General features: G+C 68.7%; 16 protein-coding genes. 9 read left to right on the forward strand and 7 right to left on the reverse strand.

Annotated features, from left to right (window positions below; all coding sequences use genetic code 11):
* Positions 1–740: 740 nt before the first annotated feature.
* The 6 genes from HUA74_RS14855 to eutB all read left to right on the forward strand — a co-directional run bounded on the left by HUA74_RS14855 (position 741) and on the right by eutB (position 10,079).
* Positions 741–1,238: a molybdenum cofactor biosynthesis protein B gene (locus HUA74_RS14855; protein ID WP_174455038.1), complete on the forward strand. Its 498-nt coding sequence runs from the start codon at positions 741–743 to the stop codon at positions 1,236–1,238.
* Positions 1,239–1,421: 183 nt separating this feature from the next.
* Entirely contained in the window at positions 1,422–3,428 is a 2,007-nt protein-coding gene (locus HUA74_RS14860) for a M20/M25/M40 family metallo-hydrolase (RefSeq protein ID WP_371817239.1), read from the forward strand.
* A 122-nt stretch (positions 3,429–3,550) separates the two neighbouring features.
* Positions 3,551–4,531 carry a TIGR02757 family protein gene (locus HUA74_RS14865; protein WP_174455040.1) on the forward strand — a complete coding sequence of 327 codons (981 nt, stop codon included), beginning with the start codon at positions 3,551–3,553 and terminating at the stop codon, positions 4,529–4,531.
* A gap of 94 nt (positions 4,532–4,625) precedes the next feature.
* Complete coding sequence (locus tag HUA74_RS14870; protein ID WP_174455041.1) at positions 4,626–6,518, forward strand: hybrid sensor histidine kinase/response regulator; 1,893 nt, start codon at positions 4,626–4,628, stop codon at positions 6,516–6,518.
* Entirely contained in the window at positions 6,515–7,669 is a 1,155-nt protein-coding gene (locus tag HUA74_RS14875; RefSeq protein ID WP_174455042.1) for a hypothetical protein, read from the forward strand. Before HUA74_RS14870 ends, HUA74_RS14875 begins: the two co-directional genes overlap by 4 nt.
* Positions 7,670–7,781: 112 nt before the next feature.
* The gene (gene eutB, locus HUA74_RS14880; RefSeq protein WP_174455043.1) at positions 7,782–10,079 is read left to right on the forward strand and encodes an ethanolamine ammonia-lyase subunit EutB; all 2,298 of its coding nucleotides are present in this window, start codon (positions 7,782–7,784) and stop codon (positions 10,077–10,079) included.
* Between the two features lie 50 nt (positions 10,080–10,129).
* On the opposite strand, the gene HUA74_RS14885 is transcribed toward eutB, so the two are convergent.
* Positions 10,130–10,972, reverse strand: a complete 843-nt coding sequence (locus tag HUA74_RS14885) for a zinc metalloprotease (protein WP_174455044.1) — start codon at positions 10,970–10,972, stop codon at positions 10,130–10,132.
* 207 nt (positions 10,973–11,179) lie between these two features.
* Between HUA74_RS14885 and HUA74_RS14890 the strand changes: the two genes are divergently transcribed.
* On the forward strand, positions 11,180–12,298 hold the full coding sequence (locus HUA74_RS14890) for a tetratricopeptide repeat protein (RefSeq protein ID WP_174455045.1): 1,119 nt from the start codon (positions 11,180–11,182) through the stop codon (positions 12,296–12,298).
* 21 nt (positions 12,299–12,319) lie between these two features.
* Here HUA74_RS14890 and HUA74_RS14895 read toward each other — a convergent pair whose 3' ends face one another.
* The 3 genes from HUA74_RS14895 to HUA74_RS14905 form a co-directional block, all read right to left on the reverse strand.
* Positions 12,320–13,069, reverse strand: coding sequence for an energy transducer TonB (locus tag HUA74_RS14895; RefSeq protein WP_174455046.1), 750 nt, complete (start codon positions 13,067–13,069; stop codon positions 12,320–12,322).
* A gap of 164 nt (positions 13,070–13,233) precedes the next feature.
* Positions 13,234–13,950, reverse strand: a complete 717-nt coding sequence (locus HUA74_RS14900) for a response regulator transcription factor (protein ID WP_174455047.1) — start codon at positions 13,948–13,950, stop codon at positions 13,234–13,236.
* Positions 13,947–15,779: a HAMP domain-containing sensor histidine kinase gene (locus HUA74_RS14905; RefSeq protein ID WP_141647746.1), complete on the reverse strand. Its 1,833-nt coding sequence runs from the start codon at positions 15,777–15,779 to the stop codon at positions 13,947–13,949. The genes HUA74_RS14900 and HUA74_RS14905 overlap by 4 nt, the downstream gene beginning before the upstream one ends.
* A 221-nt stretch (positions 15,780–16,000) precedes the next feature.
* Here HUA74_RS14905 and HUA74_RS14910 point away from each other — a divergent pair, with 221 nt between their 5' ends.
* Entirely contained in the window at positions 16,001–16,741 is a 741-nt protein-coding gene (locus HUA74_RS14910; protein ID WP_141647745.1) for a hypothetical protein, read from the forward strand.
* Positions 16,742–16,964: 223 nt separating this feature from the next.
* Positions 16,965–21,890 carry a myxosortase-dependent M36 family metallopeptidase gene (locus HUA74_RS14915; RefSeq protein WP_174455048.1) on the forward strand — a complete coding sequence of 1,642 codons (4,926 nt, stop codon included), beginning with the start codon at positions 16,965–16,967 and terminating at the stop codon, positions 21,888–21,890.
* 614 nt (positions 21,891–22,504) lie between these two features.
* Here HUA74_RS14915 and HUA74_RS14920 read toward each other — a convergent pair.
* The 3 genes from HUA74_RS14920 to HUA74_RS14930 all read right to left on the reverse strand — a co-directional run bounded on the left by HUA74_RS14920 (position 22,505) and on the right by HUA74_RS14930 (position 25,129).
* Positions 22,505–23,263 (reverse strand): hypothetical protein, encoded by a 759-nt coding sequence (locus HUA74_RS14920; protein ID WP_174455049.1) that lies wholly within the window; start codon positions 23,261–23,263, stop codon positions 22,505–22,507.
* A 133-nt stretch (positions 23,264–23,396) separates the two neighbouring features.
* Positions 23,397–23,600: a hypothetical protein gene (locus tag HUA74_RS14925; RefSeq protein ID WP_141647742.1), complete on the reverse strand. Its 204-nt coding sequence runs from the start codon at positions 23,598–23,600 to the stop codon at positions 23,397–23,399.
* An 83-nt stretch (positions 23,601–23,683) separates the two neighbouring features.
* On the reverse strand, positions 23,684–25,129 hold the full coding sequence (locus HUA74_RS14930; protein WP_174455050.1) for a C39 family peptidase: 1,446 nt from the start codon (positions 25,127–25,129) through the stop codon (positions 23,684–23,686).
* Between the last annotated feature and the right edge of the window lie 164 nt (positions 25,130–25,293).

Here is a 25,293-nt window from a genome sequence, read left to right on the forward strand (position 1 = left end):
ACGGAGTCCTCTTCATGGCACACGACGGACACGACCATGACCCCCGTCATGGCGACGGACACGGGCATGACCACGGCCACGCGCACGGGAATGACCCTGTGCACACTCATGCACACAAGCATGATCACGGGCACAGCCACCCCCATGAGCACGGCGACGGGCAGTCCCACGCGCACGAGCACACCCACGCGCATGAGCACCCGCACGAGCACGGGGGCCATGACCACGGCCACGAGGGCGATGCCCACGACCATGCCCATGCCCATGCGCACGAGCACGGAGGCCATGACCATGGGCATGACCACGGCCACAAGGGCGATGCCCACGACCATGCCCATGCGCATGGGGGCCACGAGCACGGGCATGACCACGGCCACGGGCACGAGGGCCATGCCCACAAGGACGAGGGCCACGGGCATGACCACTCCCATGCCCACGGGCATGACCACTCCCATGCCCACGGCAATGACCACTCCCATGCGCACGAGCACGGGGGCCACGAGCACGGCCACTCGCACGCGCAAGGGGGCCATGACCACGGCCACTCGCACGAGCAAGGGGGCCATGACCACGGCCACTCGCACGAGCAAGGGGGCCATGGCCACGGACACACGCACGAGCACGGGGGCCACGACCACGGCCACTCGCACGGGCACGCGGGTCATGACCACGGCCACGGGGGGCATGGCCACTCACATTCACACAACCACGGCCACACCCCTGAGGCCGCGGAAGGGAACGTGCCGCGGGAGCACAAGTCGCGTGCGCCGGTCCACGTCAGCGCCTTCATCGTGACGTGCTCGGACAGCCGTGACGCCGCGCGTGACGCGAGCGGCAAGGTCCTTCGTGAAGGGCTGGAGGCCGCGGGCCACGGCATCGCGGGTTACGTCGTCGTGAAGGACGAGCCGGAGGCCATCCGGGCCGCGGTGGCGGAGGCCCAGTCCTCGGGCGCTCGGGCCATCCTCTTCACGGGGGGGACCGGGATTGGCCGGCGCGACACCACCGTGGAGACGCTGCGGGCTTTGTTTGAGAAGGAGCTGCCCGGCTTCGGCGAGCTGTTCCGCATGCTGTCGTACCGACAGATTGGCAGCCCCGCGATGATGTCCCGGGCGACCGCAGGCACGTATCAAGGAATGATAATTTTCGCGCTTCCGGGCTCGCCCCAGGCCGCGCGACTGGCCCTGGACGCGCTCATCCTCCCGGAACTGGGCCACGCGGTGCGGGAACTCACTCGATAATCAACATCCGGGAATTCTGGCGTTTGGCCGTTGATACGGTTTTTCTGTATTGGGGCTGGTTTGAGGATTGACCCGCAGGCAACGTTTACGCAGAGTAGTCAACATTCGCTGCTCTGTCGCGAATAGGTTTGCAGGTCGTCCCCCACAAAGCAGACCTCCCGAAAGAGGAGGAGCCCCATGCACATGAAGCGATTGGCTTCGTTGGTGTTGATGCTCGGTTGTGTCTCGGCGTTCGCGAAGGCGTCGGAGCGAGAGGTGTGGATCACTCTCGGCTCGGACGCGCTTTCGGAGGTGAACGCCGCGTTCATCGTCGCGGGGGCGAAGGTTCCCTCACTTGCAGGGCAGAAGGGCGACGTCGTCGCGCTGAAGCTGCCCGAGTCGGAAATCAACCGGGTCTCCCGGGTGATGCACGACAAGCTCAACCGCTGTGGTGGTTTCGTCTACCACGACACGGAGGCGGAGGCCCTCGCGGCCATCGCGGGTGTCGGCCAGACGCAGCTCAGCCCTCTGGCGGTGACGTACACGCTGGACAACGGCCCGGTCGTCAACACGCTGATCGGGAGCATGACCGAGGCGAACATCCTGGCGAACATCACCCACCTCTCCAGCTACGCCACGCGCTACTACACGTCCGCGACGGGCGTGCAGGCGGCGAACTGGCTCAAGGGCCTGTGGGAAGGTTACGCGGGAGCGCGTGCGCAGACGGGTGGTGACGTCACCGTCCAGCTGTTCACCCACGCGGCGTGGGCGCAGCCGTCCGTCATCCTCACCATCACCGGCACGGAGACGCCGTCGGAGATCGTCGTCGTGGGCGGTCACCTGGACTCCACCAGCTCCTCCGGCAATGCCCCCGGCGCGGATGATGACGCGTCAGGCATCGCCACCCTCACCGAGGTCATCCGCGTGGCCATGGCCAACGGCTACCACCCGGCCAAGACGGTGAAGTTCATGGCCTACGCCGCCGAGGAAGTGGGCCTGCGTGGCTCCAAGGAAATCGCCGACCAGCACAAGAACCAGGGAGCCAACGTCATTGGCGCGCTGCAGCTCGACATGACGAACTTCAAGGGCTCCACCATCGACGTCGCGCTGATGACGGACTTCACGAACGCGGCGCAGAACACCTTCATCACCAGCCTCATCTCCGCCTATGTCCCGGGCGTGCAGGCGGCGAACTCCACGTGCGGTTACGCGTGCTCGGACCACGCCTCGTGGACGAACGCGGGCTTCGCCGCGTCGATTCCGTTCGAGGCGCTGATGGGCCAGCACAACAGCCTCATCCACACCTCCGGCGACACGCTGGCGAAGAGCAACAACACCGCGACGCACGCGCTCAAGTTCGCGAAGGTCGCGGGCGCGTACGTGGCGGAGCTCGCCAAGGGCACCGCGAACCTCGCCGACAGCGAGCCGCCCACCGTGAGCCTCACGGCCCCCTCCGATGGCGCCACCGTGTCCGGCAGCGTCACGCTCTCCGCCACCGCCGCGGACAACACCGGCATCGGCCGCGTGGAGTTCCTGGTGGACGGCAACGTCGTGGGCACCGCCACCGCGTCTCCGTACTCGGCCTCGTGGAACTCCGCCGCCGTCGCGAACGGCAGCCACACCGTGGTGGCGAAGGCCTACGACCTCATCGGCAACACCGCCAACAGCACCTCCATCTCCGTCACCAGCAGCAACGCCTCCAGCAACGCCATCTACGACACGGTGCTGCGCGTGCCGCGCTGCTCCAACGTGGGCAACGTGTGTGACTCCACCACGCTGCTCAACGGCCGCGCCGGCCTGGGGCCCGAGCTTCACGCTCCCAACACCATCAACAACTCCTGCGCGGACGGCCTCTCCGGCGCGTACCACGCCGACGAGTCGAACGACCGCATCCGGGTGTCCACCGTCAGCGGCGCGCCCTTCGCGGCGGGCCAGACGGTGCGCGTGGAGGCCACCGTGTGGGTCTTCGCCGTCCGGCCGGACAAGCTGGACCTGTACTACACGGCGAACGCCAACAGCCCGGTGTGGACGAAGATCGCCACCGTCGCCCCGGTGGCGACCGGCCAGCAGACGCTGACCGCCACGTACACGCTGCCCGCCGGCACGCTGCAGGCCGTGCGCGCCCGCTTCCGCTACAACGGCAGCGCGGCGCCCTGCGGGACCACCTCGTACGACGACCACGACGACATCGTGTTCGCCGTGAGCCCGTAGCCCCATAGGATGCCCCCCGCGCCCCCTTCCCGGTTCGGAAGGGGGCGTGGACTCCCGGGACGCCAGGTCTCGGGAAGCGTGGGCGGCGGGCCGCCGTTCCAGGAGCATTTGGGAGCCCCGACGTGACACGCCGCTCGAAGTCGAATCCCGGCCTGAGCCCCCGGGCGGCCGAGCACCTGCGCCCCCGGCTCGACGCCTTCCTGGCCTCCACGGATGCCCGGGCCCGCATCGGGTTCGACCCGGTGGAGTTCCCCCACCGCTACAAGGATGCTCGCGATATCGAGGTGAGCGCGCTGCTCGCCTGCGCGCTGGCCTATGGCCGCGCGGACCTGTTCCGTCCCAAGGTGGACTCGCTGCTCCAGCGCATGGGGCCGTCTCCCGCGGCGTTCGTGCGCGCGCTCGACATTCCGGGAGCGAAGGCGCTGCTGGACGGCTTCGTCTATCGCTTCAACGTGGGCACCGACGTCGCGGTGTTGCTGTTGGGCATGGGACGCGCACTGCGAGAGCATGGAGATTTGGAGTCCCTCTTCGTCCAGGGGCTCGCCGCCGAGGGGAGTCTGCATGGCGCGCTGGGCGCCTTCACCACCGCGCTGCGGCGCGTGCCGCTCGAACCCTTGCGCGCGGCGATGGGACCCGAGCGAGGGCTCCACCACCTGCTGCCTTCCCCGCTGGGGCCGGGCGCCGCCAAGCGGCTGAACCTGTTCCTGCGGTGGATGGTCCGAGGCCCGGACGCGGTCGACTTCGGCATCTGGAAGCGGGTGACACCCTCGGTCCTGATGATTCCGTTGGACACGCACATCGGCCGTATCGCCGGGCACCTGGGCCTGACGCGTCGCAAGGATTTGACCTGGCGCACGGCGGAGGAGGTGACGGCGTCGCTGCGGGCCCTGGATGCGGAAGACCCCGTCCGGTACGATTTCGCGCTCTGCCACTATGGGATGAGCGGGGCGTGCCCGGCGCAGCCGGTGCCGGAGAACTGCGAGCGCTGTCCGCTCCTGGGCGCCTGCCTCGTGGGGCCGCGCGTGGTGGCGGCGGCGACCCGTCGGGTCCCTGGTGCCTCGCGACCGCGGGGTTCCTCGGTGTCGCGCAGGGAACGTCGTTGACCGTGGGGCGCCGGAGCGCTGCAATCCGGTCGGGTGTCTCCGTGTCTTCTTGATGGGGACATCGAGGCCTCCCCGGGCCGAGGAGCGTGAAGCGGTGCTCGCAACACTGGTGGCGGTGCCTCCGGCGGTGGCGGAAGCAGTGGAGCGCGGCGTTCGCGCATCGGGAGCGGGACAGCACTGCCACGTGTTGTGCGTGACGGGCACCGATGTGATTGCCTCTCCGGTGGAAGAGGGGCTCCTGGTGACGTGGGATTCAGGGGGCCCGCTGGAGGACGTGCTCGCGGACGTGAGTCGACTCCACGCGCTCCGGGTTTCGGCTCGCACGCACCTGGTGGTGCTCACGACGCGCGCGGACGCGGAGACGCAGGCGATGGCGGAGGCCGGAGCCGACGAGTGCGTGGCCTCCCCGGCGACGGGCTGGGGCGCGCGACTGGCGGCCTTGCGTCGGCGCATGGAGACGGAGACGGGCGAGCGGGATTTGCAGGCCCTGCGCCGCACCTGTGAGTTCCTCCGCAGCGCGCTGGACGCGGTGCCTGAGCCGCTCTTCGTGAAGGACCGGCAGCACCGCTGGGTGGCGCTCAACAGCGCCTTCTGCCGCTTCATGGGGCACCCCGCGGAGGCCTTGCTGGGCCGCTCCGACCACGAGTTTGTTCCCGCGCACGAGGCGGACAGCTTCTGGCGCAATGACGAGCAGGTGTTCCGCTCGGGTGTCCCCGACGAGACGGAGGAGACCCTGACCGACCGGACGGGACTGGCCCGGGTGCTGGTGACGAAGAAGGCCACGTTCAGCGGCGCTGGAGAGACGTTCCTCGTGGCCATCATCCGCGACATCACCGACCGAAAGCGCCTGGAGTCGCAGCTCCTGCTCGCCGAGCGGATGGCGTCGGTGGGCACGCTGGCGGCCGGAGTCGCGCACGAAATCAACAACCCGCTGGCCTATGTCACCTCCAACCTCGCGTTCGTGAGGGACCTGCTGGCGCAGCAGGAGCTGTCCTCGGAGCAAATGCCCGAGCTGCGAGAGGTCGTGTCGGACGCCCTCGACGGAGCCGGACGGGTCTGCGCCATCGTCCGGGACCTGCGCACCTTCGCTCGCGGGGACGAGGATCATCACGGTCCGGTGGACGTGCTGCGCGCGGTGGAGGGCGCGCTGCGGTTGGTGCGCAACGAGCTGACGCACCGGGCGCGCGTGGTGTGCACGCTGGAGCGCGTGCCGCCCATTCACGGCAACGAGGTGCGGCTGGGGCAGGTGGTGCTGAACCTGTTGGTGAACGCCCTCCAGGCGCTTCCTCCGCGTCCCGTCGAGGAGAACCGGGTCCGTGTCAGCCTGCGCACCGGACGCGTGGGGCAGGTGGAGCTGGAGGTCACCGACAACGGGATGGGCATGGCGCCGGAAGTCCAGCGGCGCATCTTCGACCCCTTCTTCACCACGCGCTCGGTGGGGGAGGGGACGGGGCTGGGCCTGTCCATCTGTCTCACGCTGGTACAGGCCATGGGGGGCCGTATCGAGGTGAGCAGCGCGCAGGATTGGGGAAGCACCTTCCGCGTGGTGTTGCCGGCGCTCTCGGTCGGAACGGTCGCCGCGCCCGAATCGCCGGTGCTCGGCGCGGTGGTGCCGTCGTTGGTCCGCCGCAGGCTCCTGCTCATCGATGACGAGCCGTCCGTGGGCAACTCGGTGAGCCGGCTGGTGCGCGACGTGTATGAGGTCCACGCGGTGCAGGACGCACGCGAGGCGTTGCGACGGCTGTCCACGGGCGAGCGATTCGATGCCATCCTGTGTGACTTGATGATGCCGGGCATGAGCGGAATGGACTTCGTGGTGGAGCTGGAGCGACTGGCGCCCGAGCTGGTGCTGCGCACGGGATTGATGACGGGTGGGGCCTTCACCGCGCAGGCGCGCGAGTTCGTGGGCCGCCATTCGAGAGGGCTGTTGGAGAAGCCCTTCGAGCGCGAGCGCCTGTGCACCTTCGTGGAGCACCTCTTTCCATGAAGAGGGCGACGCGGCGGAACCTGGGCCTTGGCCTGGTCGTGGTGCTGGTGGGCGTGGTGCTGGTGGGCATGGACTGGCTGCGCGGCCTGTCGTTCGTCGTTCGCGCCGCGGGGATGGAGGGCTCGGTTCCAGCGGTCGTGGCCCGATGGCGCAACGGGCCCTTCGAGGTCAGCGAGCTGACTGTCCCCACGCGCCACGGGGACGTGCGTGCGCGGCTGTATCGGCCACGGGAGGTCCGAGGGCGTACGGTGGTGTTGACCTCGGGCGTCCATGCCGACGGCATCGATGAGCCCCGGCTGGTGAAGCTGGCCAAAGACCTGGCCACGGGCGGGCAGACGGTTCTCACTCCCGAGCCGCCGGACCTCCTGCGCTACGAAATCACCGCGCGCCTTCCCGACATCATCGAGGACGCGGCCCTGTGGACCGCCGCCCGCGAGGACCTGGCGCCTGGCGGGAAGGTGGACCTGTTCGGCATCAGCTTCGCGGGAGGGCTCTCCGTGGTGGCGGCGGGGCGGCCCGCGTTGCGAGACAAGGTCTCCTCCACGCTCTCTTTCGGAGGACATGGAGACCTGCCCCGTGTGCTGGCCTTCCTGTGCAGCGGGGTGTTGCCGGACGGTTCCCATCTGGCGCCGCATGACTATGGCGTGGTCATCATCCTGCTCAACGTCGCGGACCGACTGGTGCCACCGGAGCAGGTGGAGCCCCTGCGCGAGGGCATCCGGACCTTCCTGCGCGCTTCACACCAGACGCAGAAGGACCAGAAGCTGGCGGAAGTGACCTTCGCCCACGCGCGGGTGCTGGAGACCCGCATGCCCGAGCCGGCGTCGAAGCTGATGGGGTACGTGAATACGCGGAACGTGGCGGCGCTGGGGCCCCTGCTGCTGCCGCTCGTCCGGGACTTCGCCGCGGACCCGTCGATGTCGCCGGGTAGGTCTCCCGCGCCTGCCTCGCCCGTGTATCTGCTCCATGGCGCGGGGGACACGGTGATTCCATCCATGGAGTCCGTGCTGCTGGCGGACGCATTGCGCCCCTACACGGAGGTGCACCAGCTCTCCACGCCGCTCATCAGCCATGCGGAGGTGGACCGGAAGGCGGGGGCGGCGGACGTGGTCCGGATGGTGGGCTTCTGGTCGAGCCTGCTGGACGAGTGAGGCGGTCTCCACTCCCGACCGACCGCCGGGCGAGCACCCAGGCGTCATCCAGCGGACAGCGCGGTGCGGGCATGGCTTCCGGAATGAAACGCCGGATACATTGTCTCGCGCCATGAGCGTCAGTCTCCGTGACGTCCTCACAGGTGAGGACGTGTTCGGCTACATCCATCGGGTTCAAGGTTCATTCGACTCGCGTCTCTTCCAGCGGATTCTCGGCGCAGCCAATGCGTTCAAGGAGGGTGACGAGGCCCTCGGCATCGCCGCTGCCGACCAGGACTCCCGGGCGAATGCCCGTGCGCTGCTGGCTCGCACGCGGCTGGGCGACCTGCATTCGCACCCTCCCTTCGAGGACCGGCTCCACGCCTTCATGATGGAGGCCCTGGATGTCGAGGAGCTCCAGCGGTTGGAGGACTGGACGCTGGGGCAGCTCAAGGCGTACCTGCTCTCGGCCGACGAGGCGGATGTCCGAGGCATCCTGGGGGGCCTGGGCAGCGACGTCATCGCGTGTGTCGTGAAGCTGATGAGCGACGCGGAGCTCAAGGCAGTGGGCTCGCGCATCTTCCATCCGTTGCCGGGCAGCAACCTGGGCGCGAAGGGATATCTGGGTGCGCGGCTCCAGCCGAACTCGCCCACGGACCACCCGGACGACATCCGCTGGCAGGTGTTCAACGGCTGGTCCTTCGCGGTGGGCGATGTGGTGCTCGGGACGAATCCCGTGTCTTCCGCGCCGGAGTCCGTGGCGGCGGTGGAGGCGGCGCTGCACGACCTCCTCGTCACCTTCGGACTGACGGAGGTGATGCCTCACTGCGTGCTCTCGCACATCGACGTGCAGGCGAAGGTGGAGGCGCTGCGGCCTGGCACCACGGGCATCTGGTTCCAGAGCCTTGCGGGCAACGAGGCGGCGAATCGGACCTTCGACGTCACGCTGGAGAAGATGGCGGAGCATGCGGCGAGCCGGACGGGGCGATACGGGCTCTACTTCGAGACGGGGCAGGGCGCGGACGCGACGAACGGGCACCACTTCGGTTGTGACATGCTGGTGCATGAGTCCCGCAAGTACGGCTTCGCCCGGGCGCTGAAGGCGCGGGTGTCGCTGGCGCAGCTCGGAGCGGGACGGACGCCCGCGCCGTGGGTTCATGTGAATGACGTGGCGGGGTTCATCGGTCCGGAGGTGTTCCGCACCCGGGAGCAGCTCGTGCGCTGCTGCCTGGAGGACATCGTCATGGGCAAGCTGCACGGGCTGATGATTGGCCTGGATGTGTGCTCGACGTTGCACATGGACGTGTCGCTGGACGACCTGACCTGGTGTCTGGAGCAGGTGGTGGAGGCCGCGCCCGGTTATCTGATGGCGTTGCCCACGCGCAATGACCCGATGCTCAGCTACCTGACGACGAGCTTCCAGGACCACGTGCGGCTGCGCGAGAAGCGGGGCCTCAAGGTCGACGACCGGATGTGGGCCTTCTTCCAGTCGCTCGGGGTCATCGATGAAGCGGGGCGACCCACCGAGCACTTCGGAGACCCGGCCTGGGTCTATCTCCAATATCGCCGCCGCAAGGGGGATGAGCGCTCGGACGCGAGCATCCTGGAGGAGGCGCGCTCGGAGATGGCGGCGGTGCGTGAGCGGGGCGTTCCGCTGGCCGTGGGACATGGCGAGACGCCGTGGGAGCTGGAGCCGTCGCTGGAGCGAGAGCTGCGTGCCCTGTACGAAGACGCGAAGGTGGGGCTCTGGTCGGAGCTGACGGACTCGGTGGTGGCGGGGATTCCCGAGGCGGTGATGTTGCGCACGTGCGCGGAGGACCGTCGCGACTACATCCTGCATCCGCCGTCGGGAGAGCGGCTGGACTCGGCCTCAGAGCTGGCGGTCCGGATGCTGCGGCTGAGGCACGAGGGCCGCTGGGATGCGCAGATACTCATCTCGGACGGACTGGATGCACGCTCGCTGATGGATGAGGGGCACCTGCACCCGTTCCTGACGGAGCTGAGGCGTGAGCTGGACGCGGCGGGGTGGAAGGTGGCACCGGAGCACCTGGTGCTGAAGCACGGGCGCGTGCGAGCCGGGTATCAGGTGGGCGAGTTGTTGTTCGGTGACGCGGAAGAACGCGCGCCACGAGCACTCATCCACGTCATCGGCGAGCGGCCGGGCTCAGGGCACCATGCCTTCTCCGCGTACCTGACGGCGCCCTCCGCGACCACCTGGGGGCGACAGGGCAGGGCGGACCACGACATCACCCGGCTCATCGCGGGCATCTCCGATACCAGCGTGCGCCCGGAGGCCGCGGCACGCGAGGCGGTGAGCCTCCTCGCGGAGCTGACCGCCACGACGCGGATGAAGCCCCTCGCCGAGGGCGGAGTGACGGAGCTGCGAGCGGTGCCTCAGCTGAGAGCGGAGCCTGAGCTGGCTCATCGCTGAGTCAGGCGAGTCCCCGATACGCGCGTGCTTTGGGGCCCGGGAGCCCTGTGTCAGCGATACATGAGCGCCATCGAGTCCATGCGCGCCGACTGGCCCGGGGTGAACTCGGACATGCACGCGTCATCGACGTAGCCCATGTAGTTTCGGACCGGGTCGAGCCCCATGTCGGTCGGACACGAGTCGCCACCCACCACGCACGTGTACGTCGGCTTGGATCGAGACGTGTCGCTCACGCCGTCGTCCGTCGTGCAGCCCGCCATGGTGTGCAGCAGGCCCAGCCAGTGACCCACCTCGTGCACGGCCGTATCTCCGAGGGCGTACGGCGACGCGGTGCCCCCGGGCAGCACCGCATTCAACAACACGACGCCGTCACTGAGCGGCGTACCGGCGACACCCCACGGAAACGTGGCCCACGCGAGGAGGCCGCCCCCTGGATTCGCCAGGTACAGGTTCAGGGACTCCTTACCACCCTGGTGCAGCGCGTTCTTCGCAGCCGCTTCCGCCGCGCTGCCGGGTGCCATCACGTACCAGGTGGCGTTCGTCGTCCGCGTCACCGACATCAGGTCGAACCAGAAGGGCGTGGCGCCATAGGCCGCACGCAGGACTTCGAGCTGCGCGAGAATCGTCGCCAGCGGGACGTCCCCATTGGCGACGCCCGTGCCCCGGCGAATGACGTGTACATAGGTCGGCACCCGCACCGAGCCCGGCAGCCGCATCGCGCTCACGCCGCCTCGGTTCGACTCCTGGGCCACCCGTGTCAGCGTCTCCTCCGAGGGCTCCTCCGTCCCGCATCGCGAAGCGGTGACGTCGGCCTCCAGCGGCTCGGGTCCACCGCCGCATCCCCAGGCCACCAGGCTCACCAGGACGATTGCCTTCGCGATGCTTCGCTCCATGACCTGCCTCCCCGCTTCGTGAATGCAACGGATGCGTCACCGCCGTGGCTCGAAATCAGGCGCTCTCCGACATCATTGTAAAACGAGTTGGCCTGCGCCAGGGGCGGCGGCACCCCAGGGGAGAAGGCGCTCAATCGTTCACGAGTGGGCAAGCGGGGCACGAGCGCGGCATAGACTGGGGGCGACCGCTCACCGAAAGGGCCTCCCGTGCGCCGCCCCCTCGTCGTCCTCTGCTTCGTGCTCGTGGCCGGCTGCGCTTCGACGCAAAAACCCGCGCTCACCTCGGGGACGGACGCGGAGGTGAAGGCGCCGGACAAGCCTCCATTCCTCAATCCCGCGGAGATCGTGAAGCGGATGGAGGCGTCCCCGGTGTCGTACAACATCGAGGGAAAGGACTCGCCTCCCGGGGGCTGGGCGGATCAGCTCTGGCCGCAGCGGGTGCCCTCGCGCGAGGCTCCTCGCGTGGTGACGGAGCAGGGCGAGTTCGTCATCCTCGACTGGCCCGAGCACCCGGAGGCGCGGGCGTTGCTCGACGAGGCGGAGCCTCACTTCCAGGCGAAGCGCTACGCGGAGGCGGCGAAGCTGTACGAACAGGCCACGCGCGTGTGCCCGGACTGCTATCTCGCGTGGAACTTCCGGGGAGACGCGGCGTACTTCGCGGGCGACGCGGCCACCGCGCTGGAGCACTACCAGAAGGCGACCCGCATCAACCCGAATGACCACCGCTCGTGGTTCTTCCTGGGCAACGCGTTCGCGCGGCTGGGGCGCTTCGATGAGGCCCTGGACTCCTGGGCGTGGTGCCTGGTCCTCAACCCGCGCTACCCCATCATCCGGCAGTTCTTCCGCGCCAACGCCGGACTGGGGCTCGTCGTCCGTGAGGATGCCATCGTCCCCCGAGGCTACGCCGAGCGGGCCGGCCAGGGCGTCACCGTCCAGTTCGATCCGGACCACGACCCGTCCTGGCTCGCCTTCGCCAACTGCAAGGCGCTGTGGCTGGGCGAGCCCGCGCACCGTCAGGAGATGACCGGCACCGAGAAGGAGCACTACACGACGGTGGAGGAGATGGAATGCCTGGGCTCGGCGCTCATCGTCCACGCGGGTCAGAAGCAGAAGGGCGAGACGGAGCGCTCCGACCCCACGCTGGACCGCCTGGCCTCCATCACCGATGACGGCATGCTGATGCAGGCGGTGCTCTTCGAGGTGGGGGCTCGAATCCACCCCCAGGTCGTCCTCACCTTGGACGAGGACGTCCGGCAGCGCCTCAAGGCGTATGTGCTCAAACACGTCCTGGTGCCGGCGTCCGCCGTGGGAGGCTACGACTTGTGACGGACGCGCGGCGAGCCCAGGTCAGCGAGGCAGCTTGAAGCGGAGGGTGAAGACGTAGGAGACGCTCTGCGGGCGCCCCTGGAAGGTCACCGGGCTGTAGCGCCGGTGGTGCAGTGCATCCAGCACCTCCTCGTCCATGTGCGCCAGGCCCTTGATGATGCGGCAGTCGCGCACGTCTCCCTCGCGGGTCACGACGCACTTGGCGATGACGGTCCCCTCCACGCGGGCCATGCGGGCCTGCTCGGTGTACTCGAGCGGAGGGCCTCCCATGAGCACGGGCTGCGTCATGCCCTGTCCGAACGGGAGCACCTCTTCGCCCGTGCCGTCGCCGACGCCATTCGGCAGGCCAGGGATGAATGCCACGCCGGTGATGTTGCTGGTCGGATCTCCGTCCGGGTGGCCCCCCGGCACGCCATCACCCGGAGGCACCACCTCGTCGGTATCCGAGGGGTTCGCCGCCGGCTCCGGCTCGACCGGCTGAGGGTCCGCCGGAAGCGGGTTGATCTGCGTGGGCATCGTGGTGCGCTTGGGCTTGGTCCGCTTCGGCTGCACGGCCTGCTTGGGCTGGGTCGGGGCCGTGTACCCCTTGGCCACCTGCCTACCCTGGTACAGCGTGAGGATGGGGTCCTTCTCGGGCTCCGGGGGAAGCTCCGCGGGACGGGCGGAGATGACGAGTACCGCGCCGAACAACCCCGCGTGGACGGCCACGGACCACCACAACCCCAGGCCCAACCGCCCTGCTCGCTGCCGCTCGATGACCGACTTGAACACGGAAGCCTCCTCCCACCGACGGGCGCTCCCGGAGTCCACCGCACCACACGGTGGTTCTCCGGCGTGGGCAGTTGGCTTGGAGCGCCCCGTCCACGCAGGACTCAACCTACGGAGTCCACGACGTGGGATGGCCGGAGGCTGGCCATCTCTTCGTCACGGTTCGGTCATGAGGCGGAGACCTCCATCCGGTAGCCCACCCCGCGAAGGGTGTGGATGGTGAAGCCCGACGCGCTCGTCCAGCCGAGCTTCTTCTTCAGGCTGGAGACGAAGTTGTCCACCGTGCGCGGGTCCACCACCACGTCGCGGCCCCACACCGCGTCCAGGATTTCTCCTCGGGGCAACGCGCGCTCGCGGTGGCGCAGCAGATAGGCGAGCAGGTCGAACTCCGTGCGCGTCAGCTCCACGCCCACGCCGTCCGGCTTCGTCACGGTGCGGCGGCCCATGTCCAGCGTGTAGCCGCCGAACGTCGACACCTGGGTCGGCGCGACGCCCGCACGGCGCACCAGCGCGCCCACGCGCGCGAGCAGCTCCCTCAACCGGTAGGGCTTGGTGAGGTAGTCCTGCGCCCCCGCGTCGAAGCCCCGGACGATGTCGTCCTCGAGCGAACGCGCGGTGAGCATCATCACCAGGCTCTTGACGCCTTGCGCGCGCAGGCGGCGACAGAAGCTGTAGCCGTCTTCGCCCGGGAGCATCACGTCCAGGATGAGCAGGTCGAACTCGCGCTGACGCAAGAGCGGCTCCGCGTCGCGGGTACTCGGGGCCTCGGAGACGTCGTAGCCCTCGTCCAGCAGGTTGTCCCGGAGCCCTACGCGCAGGTGCGCATCGTCCTCGACGATGAGGATGGTGGGACGGGTGGAGGAGGGTGGGGTGGAGGTGGTCATCGACGCGGCTCGTGGAAGGTCAGCGCGAACGTGGTCCCCTCGGGCGTGGAGGAGGCCACCTGGATATCGCCATGGTGCAGCTTCATGATTTTCCGGCACAGCGCCAAGCCTAGCCCGCTGCCGTGGACCTCCTGCCCGGGAGGCATCAAACGATAGAAGTCCTGGAAGACGTTCTCCCATTCGGACTCGGGGATGCCCACGCCGTTGTCGCGGAAGAGCATCGTGCAGCCGTGGCCTTCGAACACGCGGGCACTGACGGAGATGCGCACGGGGCTGCGCTGGTTGTAGGCGCACGCGTTGCGGCCCAGGTTGGAGAACAGCAGGCGCAAGAGCGACGGGTCCGCCTCCAGCTCCGCGTCGTCCATGTCGGTGGTCAGCTCCACCGGCACGGAGGTGGCCGACGCCAGGTCGTCCCGCAGCGGGTTGACCAGCTCCTCCAGGCGCACGCGTGAGGCGCGCAGCGTCCAGCGGCCCTTGTCGATGCGGTTGAACGACAGGATGTTCTCCACCAGGAAGTGGAGGCCGTCGGCGGCCTGGACGATGCGGGCTGGGTAGTCGCGCATCTCGGGCGCATGGGTCAGCTTGCGCTCCAGCGTCTCGCCGAGCAGTCGGATGGAGGCCAGCGGCGTGCGCAGCTCGTGCGAGACGGTGGCCACGAAGTCGCTCTTGAGCTCCAGGAAGCGGTACTTGCGCTGCTGCGCCACCAGCGCCAGCGCGACGATGGCCGCCGCCAGCGCACCGCACACGGCCACCAGCAACGTCTTCAGGCCATAGCGCGCCTCGATGTTGGCCTCCACGCGCGCCCACTCGGGCAGCTCCACGAGCAGCATGAGCTCCCGTGCCGGCATCGCCGAGCGTCCCCCCACCAGCCGCATCTGTCCGTCCGACTCGAAGAGCCCGCGCGTGCGCATGTCCTGGGCGATGGGGACCAGCAGCGCCGCGATGTCCACGGAGATGCCGTACAGCACCTCTCCGCGAGGCTCCACGTACCACTGCTCTCCCAGCAGGGTCGGCTCCACCAGCTCCGGGGGCATCACCAGCATGCCGGCGCCCGCCTCGCGCGAGCGCTCCAGGAAGTCGCGCGTGGGCTCTCCCAGCGCGCGGCTCAGCCGGAGGATGCGGGACTGGAGGAAGTCGAAGTCGGCCTGCGAGAAGTGGGAGCGCTCGCGCAGCAAGTCGCGTTGCAGCCCCGCCCCCCGGCTGATGCCGCCGAACTCCTCAGGAAGTCCCTCGCGCAGCAGGGCCCGGATGAGCGGCGTGGTGGCGGGGCCGCGCTGCAGGTGCTCCACCGCGAGCAACAGGAAGGGCAGCTCCTGCTCGACGGGCAGCGTCTGGCGGGTGTGGTGCCGCAGGAACTCCTCCACCAGCGCCGTGGCGCGCGACGTCTGGCCCGCGAGGAGGGCGGCCTCGGCCGCGCGCAGTCGCGTGAGCCGGGGCTCCCAGGTGCCTCCCAGGGCGGCGCCACCCCGGACGTGGTCCGAGAGCATCTCGTAGAGAGCGCGCGCGGGCATGTCCTGGCCCGGCAGGGGGTGGATGAGGCGCGGCAGGAACTGGTGGCCGCGGAACTGGAGGTAGAAGCCCTCGCCCGGAGCCAGCGGATTGTCCACGGCGGCGTGGATGGCGGCGATCTGCTCCTCGAGCTGGCGGGCCAGGATTTGTCGCAGGGTCTCCGTGGCGGCGTGCGCCAGGGCATCGCGGCGGGAGCGGACCTGCTCGTGCGCGTCCTCGCGCTCGCGCGTGAAGATGCGTTGAAGGCTCACCAGCCCCCAACCGAGGGCGAGGAGCCCACAACCCAGGGCCACGAGCGTGGGAAGGAGCCTGCGCAACATGCGATTCGCTGATTGTGACTATCGCACAGGAGGGTGCCCCAGGAGACCTTTCGCATCGCCCCCGGGGGCTGACGAGTGTCCCAGGTCAGCGGACGGGCAGCCTCGCGGTCCACGGGAAGACAGCGGGAGAAGGGGGGGACTGGCCGCCGGGGCAAGAGGGTGCCGAGGTTCAGCCGTGGGCCCGGGTGTCCACGCGGGCCTCAACTGAGGGAGGTCCGCCCATGCACTTTCCCCTGTCACGGCTGTCCCCCGCTGGGCCGGTGGTGCTTTGGGGAGGAGAGCTTCCCTCCGGGGGGCTCAAGTACCTGACGTTTTCGCGCTACCTGGAGTCGATGCCCGAGGGAGCCTGCGGGCTGGTGGAGTTGTCGGGTTCCTCGTCCTCGCTCGCGCTGGACGCGCTGGGCAAGGAGCGCGGGCTGCCGGTGCTCGCGCTCACGGATACGGCGGGCGCCGCCTACCTGCGAGGGCAGGGGTTCGGTGGCGAGGTGCGTACCGTGCGGCGGCTCTCCGAGGCCTGGGAGGTGGCCCTGGGCTACGAGCGACAGGGCTGGTGCTGGCCGCGACAGCTCTCCAATGGCGCGCTCGTGGGCTGCGTGGAGGGCTGGGCCTCGGAGCTGCGCGACTTCGTGCGCGAGGCGTATCCCTCCGTGCGGCTGGTGGTGAGCGGCTTCGGCACCGGCGCCACGGTGGTGGGGCTGCACCGGGCCTTCACGCCGGAGGGCTACGACGTGGTGGGGCTGCAGCCCTCACTGGGCGCCCCGCTGCCGGGCTGGCGGCGGTGGATGGAGCAGAACCTGGGCGAGGCCGACCTCTTCCACCCCCACCGGGAGGAAGTGGTGCTGGAGACGGCCGGACCCAAGCACTCGGATGGCCTCGCCGCGCTCCTCACGTACGCGCGCGCCGAGGCCCGGCCGGACGAGGTCCTCGTCATCTCTCACAACGCCCGCCCTCCGTTCGGCTGAAGCACGCCTTTCCCCCTCGCGCAACTGCATCCCGCAAGCACGCCTTCTCCGTATTTTCAGCCAGCAAAGAAGTTTATTCTTGATTTACTGGCGGGAACGGCGGGTGAGTTAAGGGGGGGCTATTGTGTTGATAACAAAATAATCCTTAACCTCTGGACGCCCTGGCCGAGCAGGCGTCCGACGGCGTGGGGCCCTCAACACCACCCGAAAGAGGTCGTCGTTCATGAAGCGTCTTTGGATGGGCACGGTGAGCGCCGTGCTCGCCGTGCTGATGTGGTCCCCGCAGGCTCATGCGAGGCAGGCCGCGGTTGATGCCTTCCTCCTCACGCCGGCGGATCGCTCCCTGCCTCAGTCCGCCGCGTCGGCGTCCCAGCGCGGACTGCGCATCAACAGCGTGGAAGGTCGTCTCGGCGTACCGACCTTCGTTTTCAGTGAGCGCTCCCTGAGCGCGGGTCCCCAGGCGAAGGCCTCGCGCCCGCTGACGCAGGCCAGCGCGAACACCGCGGCGCGTGAGCACCTGCGGAGCGTGGCGGACCTGTACCGCCTGAACGCCTCCGAGGTGAACAGCGCGGAGCTGCGCCAGGTGCACATGCCCAAGGGGGGCGAGGGCGCGGTGGTCGCGACCTACGGCCGCCGGGTCAATGGCATCGAGGTGTTCCGCAACGAGGTCAAGGTCGTCATGGACGCCAGCCAGCAGTTGGTGGCCATCTCCGGCTACCTGCAGCCGCGTCAGCAGGACGACGAGAAGAACGCCCAGGCGTCGGCCTTCCGCGTCTCGGCGCCGCAGGCCATCTCCCGCGCGTTCCAGGACCTGACGGGCGCTCAGCTCGACGCCCGGGCGCTGGTGCCCGCGGGCGCGAAGGGTGACTACAGCCACTACACGGTGGACTCCCGCCAGTTGTCGACGCACGGCTTTGGTGAGGCGCCGCGCTCGAAGAAGGTCCTCTTCCCGATGCCCGACGGCCTGGTGCCGGCGTACTACGTGGAAGTCAACGCGGGCCCGGAGAGCAACCCGGACGCCTCCTACACCGCCTACGTCATCGACGCGCGCGACGGTTCGCTGCTGCTCAAGCACAACCTGACCGTGTCGGAGCAGTTCAGTTACCGCGTGTGGGCGGACCCGGCGAGCAAGCTGCCCTACGACGGTCCCCAGGGCACCGAGGCCACGCCGCACCCCACGGGCACCCCGGATGGCTATCAGGCGCCCCTGAACATCCCGGCCAACCTGGTGACGCTGCAGAACTTCCCGTTCAGCCGCAATGACCCGTGGCTGCCGGCGAACGCGACGGTGACGACGGGTAACAACGTCGATGCGTACGCGGACCTCGGTGGTGGCGACGGCTTCCAGCCGGGCTTCGACCTGCGTGCGCCGCTGAGCGACGTGGCGGGCCGCGGGTTCGACTACACGTTCGATTTGACGAAGTCGCCCGCCGCGAACCAGACGCAGCGCCTGGCCGCCGTGGTGAACCTGTTCTACATCACCAACTTCCTGCACGACTGGTTCTACGACGCGGGCTTCGACGAGGCCTCCGGCAACGCCCAGTTGAGCAACTTCGGGCGGGGTGGCCTGGAGAACGACAGCCTTCGCGTGGAGGCGCAGGACTCCGGCGGCCGTAACAACGCCAACATGGCGACTCCGGCCGACGGCGCCCGTCCTCGCATGCAGCAGTACGTCTTCGACGGCGTGGCGGAACTCACGGTGAGCGAGCCGGCGCCCCTGGCGCGCGGCTACCTCTCGTACACCGCGTCCTTCGGGCCGACGGTCTTCAACCTCGAGGGTGATTTTGCGCTGCCCCCCACGGGGCCGGACGCGGCGACGACGCTGGCCTACCGGATTGGCTGCGCGAATGACACTGGCGCCGACCCGTACGGTGGCACGACGCCGTTCACCGGTAAGATCGCGCTCATCGAGCGCGGCACCTGCTCCTTCGCCTACAAGGTCCTCAACGCCCAGCGCGCGGGCGCCATCGGCGTCTTCATCACCAACAGCGCCGCGGGTGCTCTGGGGCCCATGGGCGCCAGTGGTGTCGCCGCTGTCGACCGCGCCATCACCATCCCTTCGCTGTTGGTGACCAAGCCGGACGGTGACGCCTGGCGGACGGCGCTGGCCACGGCGCCTGTCAAGGGCCGCCTCCGCCGCAACGCGGACCTCGACCGCGATGGCACGCTCGACAACGAGATCGTCGCGCACGAGTGGGGGCACTACATCTCCAACCGCCTCGTCGGTAACGGCTCGGGTCTGACGAACAACCAGGGCGGCTCCATGGGCGAGGGCTGGGGTGACTTCCACGCCATGCTGTTGTCGGTGCGCGCCGAGGACGTGACCCGGACCGGCAACAACCAGTGGCAGGGCACCTACGGCATGGCCGGCTACACCCAGAGCGGTGGTCGCAACCAGGGCTACTACTTCGGCATCCGCCGCGTTCCGTACAGCACGAACATGGCCAAGAACGGCCTGACGCTCCGCCACATGGCGGACGGCACGGCCATTCCGACCACCCACCCGACCAACGGGGGCGGGAACAACGCGGAGGTCCACAACTCGGGCGAGGTCTGGGCCTCGATGTTGTGGGAGTGCTACGCGAGCCTGTTGAACGCCCATCCGTTCCAGGAGGCACAGGACCGGATGAAGCGCTACCTGGTGGCCGCCTACAAGGCCACGCCGGTCAGCCCCACCTTCCTGGAGGGGCGTGACGCGCTGCTGTCTGTCGCCGCCGCCAGCGATCCCGCCGACTACCAGCGCTTCGTAAGCGCCTTCGCCAAGCGCGGTGCCGGCTTCGGTGCGCGCGTCGCGGACCGCAACAGCGCGGACCACATCGGTGTCGTGGAGAGCTACCAGACGGGCGATGCCCTCGAGGTGGTGAGCATCACCCTGGATGACTCGAGCGTCGGCTGCGACAAGGACGGCGTGCTGGACGCCGGCGAGACGGGCCTGCTCAAGGTGACGGTGCGCAACGCGGGCGCCGGGAACCTGAGCGCGGTGACGGCCACCGCGGCGTTCAACGGCTCGAGCCCGGGCGTCGTGGGCGCCTTCTCGAGCGGCAGCTCGCTCTCGTTTGGCAACATCGCTCGCGGTGCGACGGCGACGGCGAGCGTGGCTGTCGCCCTGACGGCGGCTCCCGCTCAGACTTCGGGCGCGCTCGCGCTCCTGGGCGTGGACGTGACGTTCCCGCACAACCTGCTGAACGGCACGACCCTTCGTGCGTTCCGCAGCCAGGTCAACTACGACGAGAAGCCCAATACGTCGGACACGGACTACGTCGAGGCGCAGAACACCCCGTGGGTGGCCTCGACCTTCAACTACCGTCCGATGTGGGACAACGGCTACGCCACGACCGGGTACTGGCACACCTCCAACGAGGCGACCTCGCTCGACAAGCGGCTGACCTCGCCGCTGTTCAATGTCGCGGCGAATCAGAACTTCACGCTGACGTTCTTCCACCGCTTCAGCTTCGAGTCGGCGTACCTGAGCGGGGCCTGGGTCCACTTCGATGGTGGAGCCATCGAGTTGTCCGTCGACGAGGGGCCGTGGGAGAGCTGGTACCTCTACCTCACGCCTCCCATCCCGGCGAATCCCAACATCGCGTTGATCGACGAGGGGAATCCGTACCTGGGCGGCTGGCCGGGGTTCGCTCAACTGAGCGCGGGCTACCCGTCGTTCGTCCGGTATACGGCCAACTTCGGGCAGGACCTCGCGGGCCATCAGGTGCGCGTGCGCTTCCGTCACGCGTCCGACGGTGGCGTGGGCGCGTATGGCTGGGATATCGCCAACATCAGCCTCACGGGTATCACCAACACGACGCCGTTCTACTCGCTGGTCGCGGAGACCTTCACCGGCACGGGCACGGCTCCGACCTGCAACGTGGCGCCGGTGGCCGAGGCGGGCCTGTCCCAGACGGTGACGGAGGTCGTCGTGGGCGCTGGTGGTGTGGTGACCCCCCGGGTCATCACCCTCAACGGCACGGGGAGCGTCGATCCTGATGCCTCCGCGCAGAGCGCGCTGACGTACGCGTGGACCCAGATTGGCGGTCCGCCGGTGACGCTCAACGGCGCGAACACGGCCACGCCGACCTTCAGCACGCTGGTTCCGGCGAACACCATCTTCACGTTCCAGCTCGTGGTGAGCGATGGCACGGACTCCAGCCAGCCCAAGGTGGTCCAGGTCCTCGTCGCCAACGTGAACAACCCCCCTGTCGCCGTGGCTCGCGTGAAGGATGGCGGCCCCACGACGGTGGATGAGCGTTCGGGCAGCGTCACGCTCGATGCGTCCGGTTCGACGGATGCGGACGGCGAGGAGCTGAGCTTCTCGTGGACCCAGACCGCGGGTCCGGCGGTGGCGTTGGATGACGAGACCAGCGCCACTCCGACGTTCGCTGTGCCGGAAGTGACGGCGGACACCGCCTTCACGTTCAGCCTGATCGCAACGGACGGCATCGCCGATAGCGAGGCGGAGATCACCATCACCGTTCGCCAGCTGGACCGTGCTCCGGTGGCGGACGCCGGCGGGGACCGGCAGGTTGGCTCGGGCTCCACGGTGACGCTGTTGGGCGGCGCAGTGGATGAGGACGGCGAGGACATCACCTTCGCCTGGACCCAGACCGAGGGTCCGACGGTGGAACTCACGGGGGCGGACACCGGCTCCCCGCGCTTCACCGCTCCGGAAGTGACGGGGGCGTCCATCGTCCTGCGCTTCAGCCTCGTGGCGACGGCCAATGGACAGGCCAGCGCGGCGAGCATCGTGACCATCACCGTCACGCGCGACAACCACGCGCCGGTGGTTACCACGATGAGCAGCTACACGGTGCACGAAGGCTCGGGCGTGAAGATGCGCGCCACGGCCGAGGACGCCGATGGCAATGACATCACGTGGCAGTGGACGCAGGTCGCGGGTCCGTCCGTGCAGCTCGAGAAGTCGGATACCGCGGAGGCGTTCTTCGTCGCCCCCGAGGTGTCGGAGACCACGGTGCTGCTCTTCCGCGTCCGGGCGAAGGATGACCTGAGCTCGAGTGAGCCCGCCGAAGTCGCGGTGACGGTGCGGAACCTGGCGGACGAGGGTGGTTGCAGCGCGGCGGGTGGCAGTGCCACCAGTGCGCTGGTGCCGGCCCTGGCCATGCTGGCGCTCGCGCTGCGCCGTCGTCGCCGGAGCTAGTGCTTCGTCCGACCTCTGCATGAGGTCGGAATGGAAAATGTGAGGGGCGGTCCCGGGAGGTTTCCGGGGCCGCCCCTTGTTTTTGAGAGGGCCGCCGCGTCATGGGCGGAGTGGCCGCAGCCTCACGGAGGATGCCGATGTTCGTGAAGTCGAATCAGTGGTCGCGGTGGATGGTGGCGGGGGTGTTGCTGGTCGGACTGGGATGCAGGGGGCCCGGGGATGAGCTGAAGCGCGATGCGTCCGCGCCGCCAACTCCAGACGCATCGAGTGAGGCGAACGTCCGCTCCGAGCCGCCGCGGTTGGAGGAGGATGCTGGGGCCCCCGTGTGCCCGCCGCGTCAGTACCAGTGCTGCGATGGGAGCTGCTCGGAGAACAAGCGGTGCCCAGGCATTGCGTGCGACCCGCGCCCGGTTCCTCCCTCGTACAAGGAGTAGTCGAGCGTTGAAGCTGGGCGAAAGGCTCGAATCCACCTCTCGACGGGGTCGAGCTTTTCCCTCCGCGGGGGCGTTCTTCCGGGCGCGACAAGGCTCGTGTGGATGACTTCGAGGGCTGCTCTTCCTGTCTGGTTGTGATGCCAGCCATGCCCTGCCAGGACAGCTCCTCCCAATCCCAGACTACGGGTCCTGAGACCGACCCTCGCGATTGCCACGGGGGCGGGAGTTCATCTGCTCCTCGCGCCGCATGACGTCGTACTTGGCCCGCTGGCCCTCATCGAGCAGGGCCGTCATCGCCTGGTCCGTCTCCTCCCGTTGCGTCCGCAGCGCCTGGCGAATCTCACGCGGATTCTTCGTGCCAGTGCGCACCTCCTCGAACAGGGTGTTGCGCGTGGTCTCCTCGGCCTCCAACCGGCGCGTCAGCTCCTGCTCCTGGGAGTAGTTCAGCTTCGCCTCGGACACGAGCCGCTTGATTCGCTCCGTGCGCTGAGCCGTCGAGCGGACCTGCGCCTGCATCCACTCCTCCTGCCGCGAGCGGAACTGCTCGGTGCGCATCTCCTCCTGCACCGAACGCATCGCGTCCTTCAGCGCCTCGCGGCCACCCTCCGTGCTCAGGGTCTCCCCAGTCATCAGCCCCCGCACCTCCGCGCGGAGCTGATCCAGCTCGGCCGTCAGCGCGGGCGCCGCGACGCCACCCCCGTCCGTCCCGGCCACCGCCGGCCGCCGCTCCAGCTCCATCAGGCGCCGGGACAGGCTCAGCGTGGTGTCCTCCAGCGCCTGGATGCGCCGCTCCAGGCCTTCCTGGCTGGCGGGCAGGGCGGCGACAGGCTCGGGCCGCTCGGAGGCGGAGGGAGCCTCGGTACGCCCCGGGGCCCAGAGGGCCACTGCGAGCGCGGCCGAGGCGAGGACGAAGGACACAGGGCCAAGGAGCTTGTTCATGACTTCTCCGACGGGGGCGGGGACGCCGTATTCCATACCCCGCCCGCTGCCCGTGCTCCACCCCGTCGTGGACTCCTGGCCACCCGCCGATACGGGCCCTCGCGCGGCTCCTCGCCCCGCGCGAGGGCTCGTCTCAGCCCTGCTGCGCGGCCCCGGCGGGCTCGTCCATGTCGATGGGGCCCTGGTCGGGGCCCATCGTCAGGGCGCATGCGTCACACATCCAGAAGCGGACGATCATCCCGTTCTCGCCCGTGGAAATGTAGTTGGAGCCAATCACCTCGCCCCCCTCGGTCTTCTTGCAGGAGAGACAGGTGTGCGTCGGTTTGCTCTGCGTCATCGCGGGACCTCGGGGTGTGGAAACGCAACGGACCGACACCCAGGGAGTGCCGGTCCGCGCAAGCCTACTTCACTCCATCCGCATCAGCCGATGGCCATCTGGTAGCCGCCGTTGGGGTTGGAGCTCAGGAAGTGCTTCATCTGCTCCGGCGTAATGGTCTTCACGTTCGCATCGGCCGGGTCCCGGACGATGAAGTTGCCCTTGGAATCCATGCCCGCCACCGTGACGTAGTGGCCGGACGTGCGGCCTTCGTTCTGGTGCGGAGGCATGGCGTGGTAGTCGCCGTTGGCCACCACCAGCTTGCCCGCCTTGAGCTGCTCGGTGATCCACTCCACGTTGGCGCCGGGGCCCTTCATCACCGACTCCTTGCCCATCGCCTTCGCCATCGCGGAGATGCCGTTGACGCCCGTGCCGTTGGACGACGTGCCGCCAATCTTGCCCAGGTGGTTGATGAGCTGCGCGTCCGTCATGTCCTTGCCGTAGCCGTTGGCGCGGGCGATTTGCGCCATCGACGTGGGGCCGCAGTTCGCCGGGCCGTTCGTGTACGAGCCGTTCTTGCCCGCCGGGTTGTACTGGCTGATCTGCGGAACCTTGCTCGGGTCCACGCGGCCGTCACCCGTGACAGGGGCGGCGCCGTCCGTGGCCTGCGGGCCCGTGGGCTTGGGGTTGAGGTCCACCGGCCCCGGCTTGTTCGTGCCCGGCGTGAAGGTGCTCTGGTCCTTGCCCGCGACCCCGGGCAGCTTGAGCGAGTCACCCGCGAGGATGAGGTTCGGGTCGGTGATCTTCGGGTTCATCTCGCGAATCTGGTTGATGACATCCCAGTGCGAGCCCTCCATGCCCTGGCCCTTGAGCTTCGAGGCGATGCCCCAGAGCGTGTCACCCTTCTTGATCTGATAGTCCGACTCACCCACCGGCTTGCGCGGGTCCGCCTGGTTCGCCGCCACACCCGGCTTGGTGCCCGGCGTGGTGTTGGTGTTGCCACCCGTCACCGTGCTGTCGGGCACGTTGGCCGTCGTTCCGCTCGGCGTCTTGCCGCCGGGGAACAGGGTGTTCATGTGGTTCTGGATCTTGTTCTGGTAGTCCTGGCCCCGGGCGTCGTTCATGTTGCCAGCGCCCCGGTGCCACTCGCGCGCGGCGGCCAGGCTGCTGCCGTGCTTCTTGGTCAAGTCGCCAATCGTCTTCGCGAGGAACTCCATCTGCTTCTCGGGCGGAATCGTCTGCGCGTTCGCCCCGCGGCCCACCTGCGTGCCGGACCACTTCTCGAACGAGGGCAGCAATCCGTTGTCGTCCAGGCCGATGAGCCCGTGGCCCGTGCCGTCCTGGTGCACGCCGTGGTTCTTGAACGACGACTCCTGCGCGACGATGCCCGCGAGGACTTTCGGGTCCGCGCCGTACTTCTGCGCGTACTTCTCGATGTACGGCCAGAGCTGCTGCAGGTTCAACTGCGCGTCACGGCCCTGCGGCAGGCCCGAGGCCTGCGTCGAAGTGGGCGAGTACGTCTGCTGACGACCTTCAATGCGGGGGGACATGGGCGCTCCGCGATTGGACACGATGGGGGTGTGGGAACAACAGATGTCAGGATTGTCGAGCGCTGAGAATTAGAGTTGCCTCGACCCCCCACGGAATTGACTGACTTCCTGGGTGCGCCAGAGCTAGGACAGGCGACATTCCCCGCGGAACTCGAACAAGGAGT

The organism is Myxococcus sp. CA051A (genome assembly GCF_013336705.1).
GTDB classification, from domain to species: Bacteria; Myxococcota; Myxococcia; order Myxococcales; family Myxococcaceae; genus Myxococcus; species Myxococcus llanfairpwllgwyngyllgogerychwyrndrobwllllantysiliogogogochensis.

Bases quoted from the DNA above. Each gene is read 5' to 3' on its own strand.
- HUA74_RS14860 (WP_371817239.1), top strand. From the start codon at position 1,422: ATGAAGCGATTGGCTTCGTTGGTGTTGATGCTCGGTTGTGTCTCGGCG.
- HUA74_RS14915 (WP_174455048.1), top strand. From the start codon at position 16,965: ATGAAGCGTCTTTGGATGGGCACGGTGAGCGCCGTGCTCGCCGTGCTG.
- HUA74_RS14930 (WP_174455050.1), bottom strand. From the start codon at position 25,129: ATGTCCCCCCGCATTGAAGGTCGTCAGCAGACGTACTCGCCCACTTCG.
- HUA74_RS14910 (WP_141647745.1), top strand. From the start codon at position 16,001: ATGCACTTTCCCCTGTCACGGCTGTCCCCCGCTGGGCCGGTGGTGCTT.
- HUA74_RS14920 (WP_174455049.1), bottom strand. From the start codon at position 23,263: ATGAACAAGCTCCTTGGCCCTGTGTCCTTCGTCCTCGCCTCGGCCGCG.
- HUA74_RS14925 (WP_141647742.1), bottom strand. From the start codon at position 23,600: ATGACGCAGAGCAAACCGACGCACACCTGTCTCTCCTGCAAGAAGACC.
- HUA74_RS14900 (WP_174455047.1), bottom strand. From the start codon at position 13,950: ATGACCACCTCCACCCCACCCTCCTCCACCCGTCCCACCATCCTCATC.
- HUA74_RS14875 (WP_174455042.1), top strand. From the start codon at position 6,515: ATGAAGAGGGCGACGCGGCGGAACCTGGGCCTTGGCCTGGTCGTGGTG.
- HUA74_RS14905 (WP_141647746.1), bottom strand. From the start codon at position 15,779: ATGTTGCGCAGGCTCCTTCCCACGCTCGTGGCCCTGGGTTGTGGGCTC.
- eutB (WP_174455043.1), top strand. From the start codon at position 7,782: ATGAGCGTCAGTCTCCGTGACGTCCTCACAGGTGAGGACGTGTTCGGC.
- HUA74_RS14885 (WP_174455044.1), bottom strand. From the start codon at position 10,972: ATGGAGCGAAGCATCGCGAAGGCAATCGTCCTGGTGAGCCTGGTGGCC.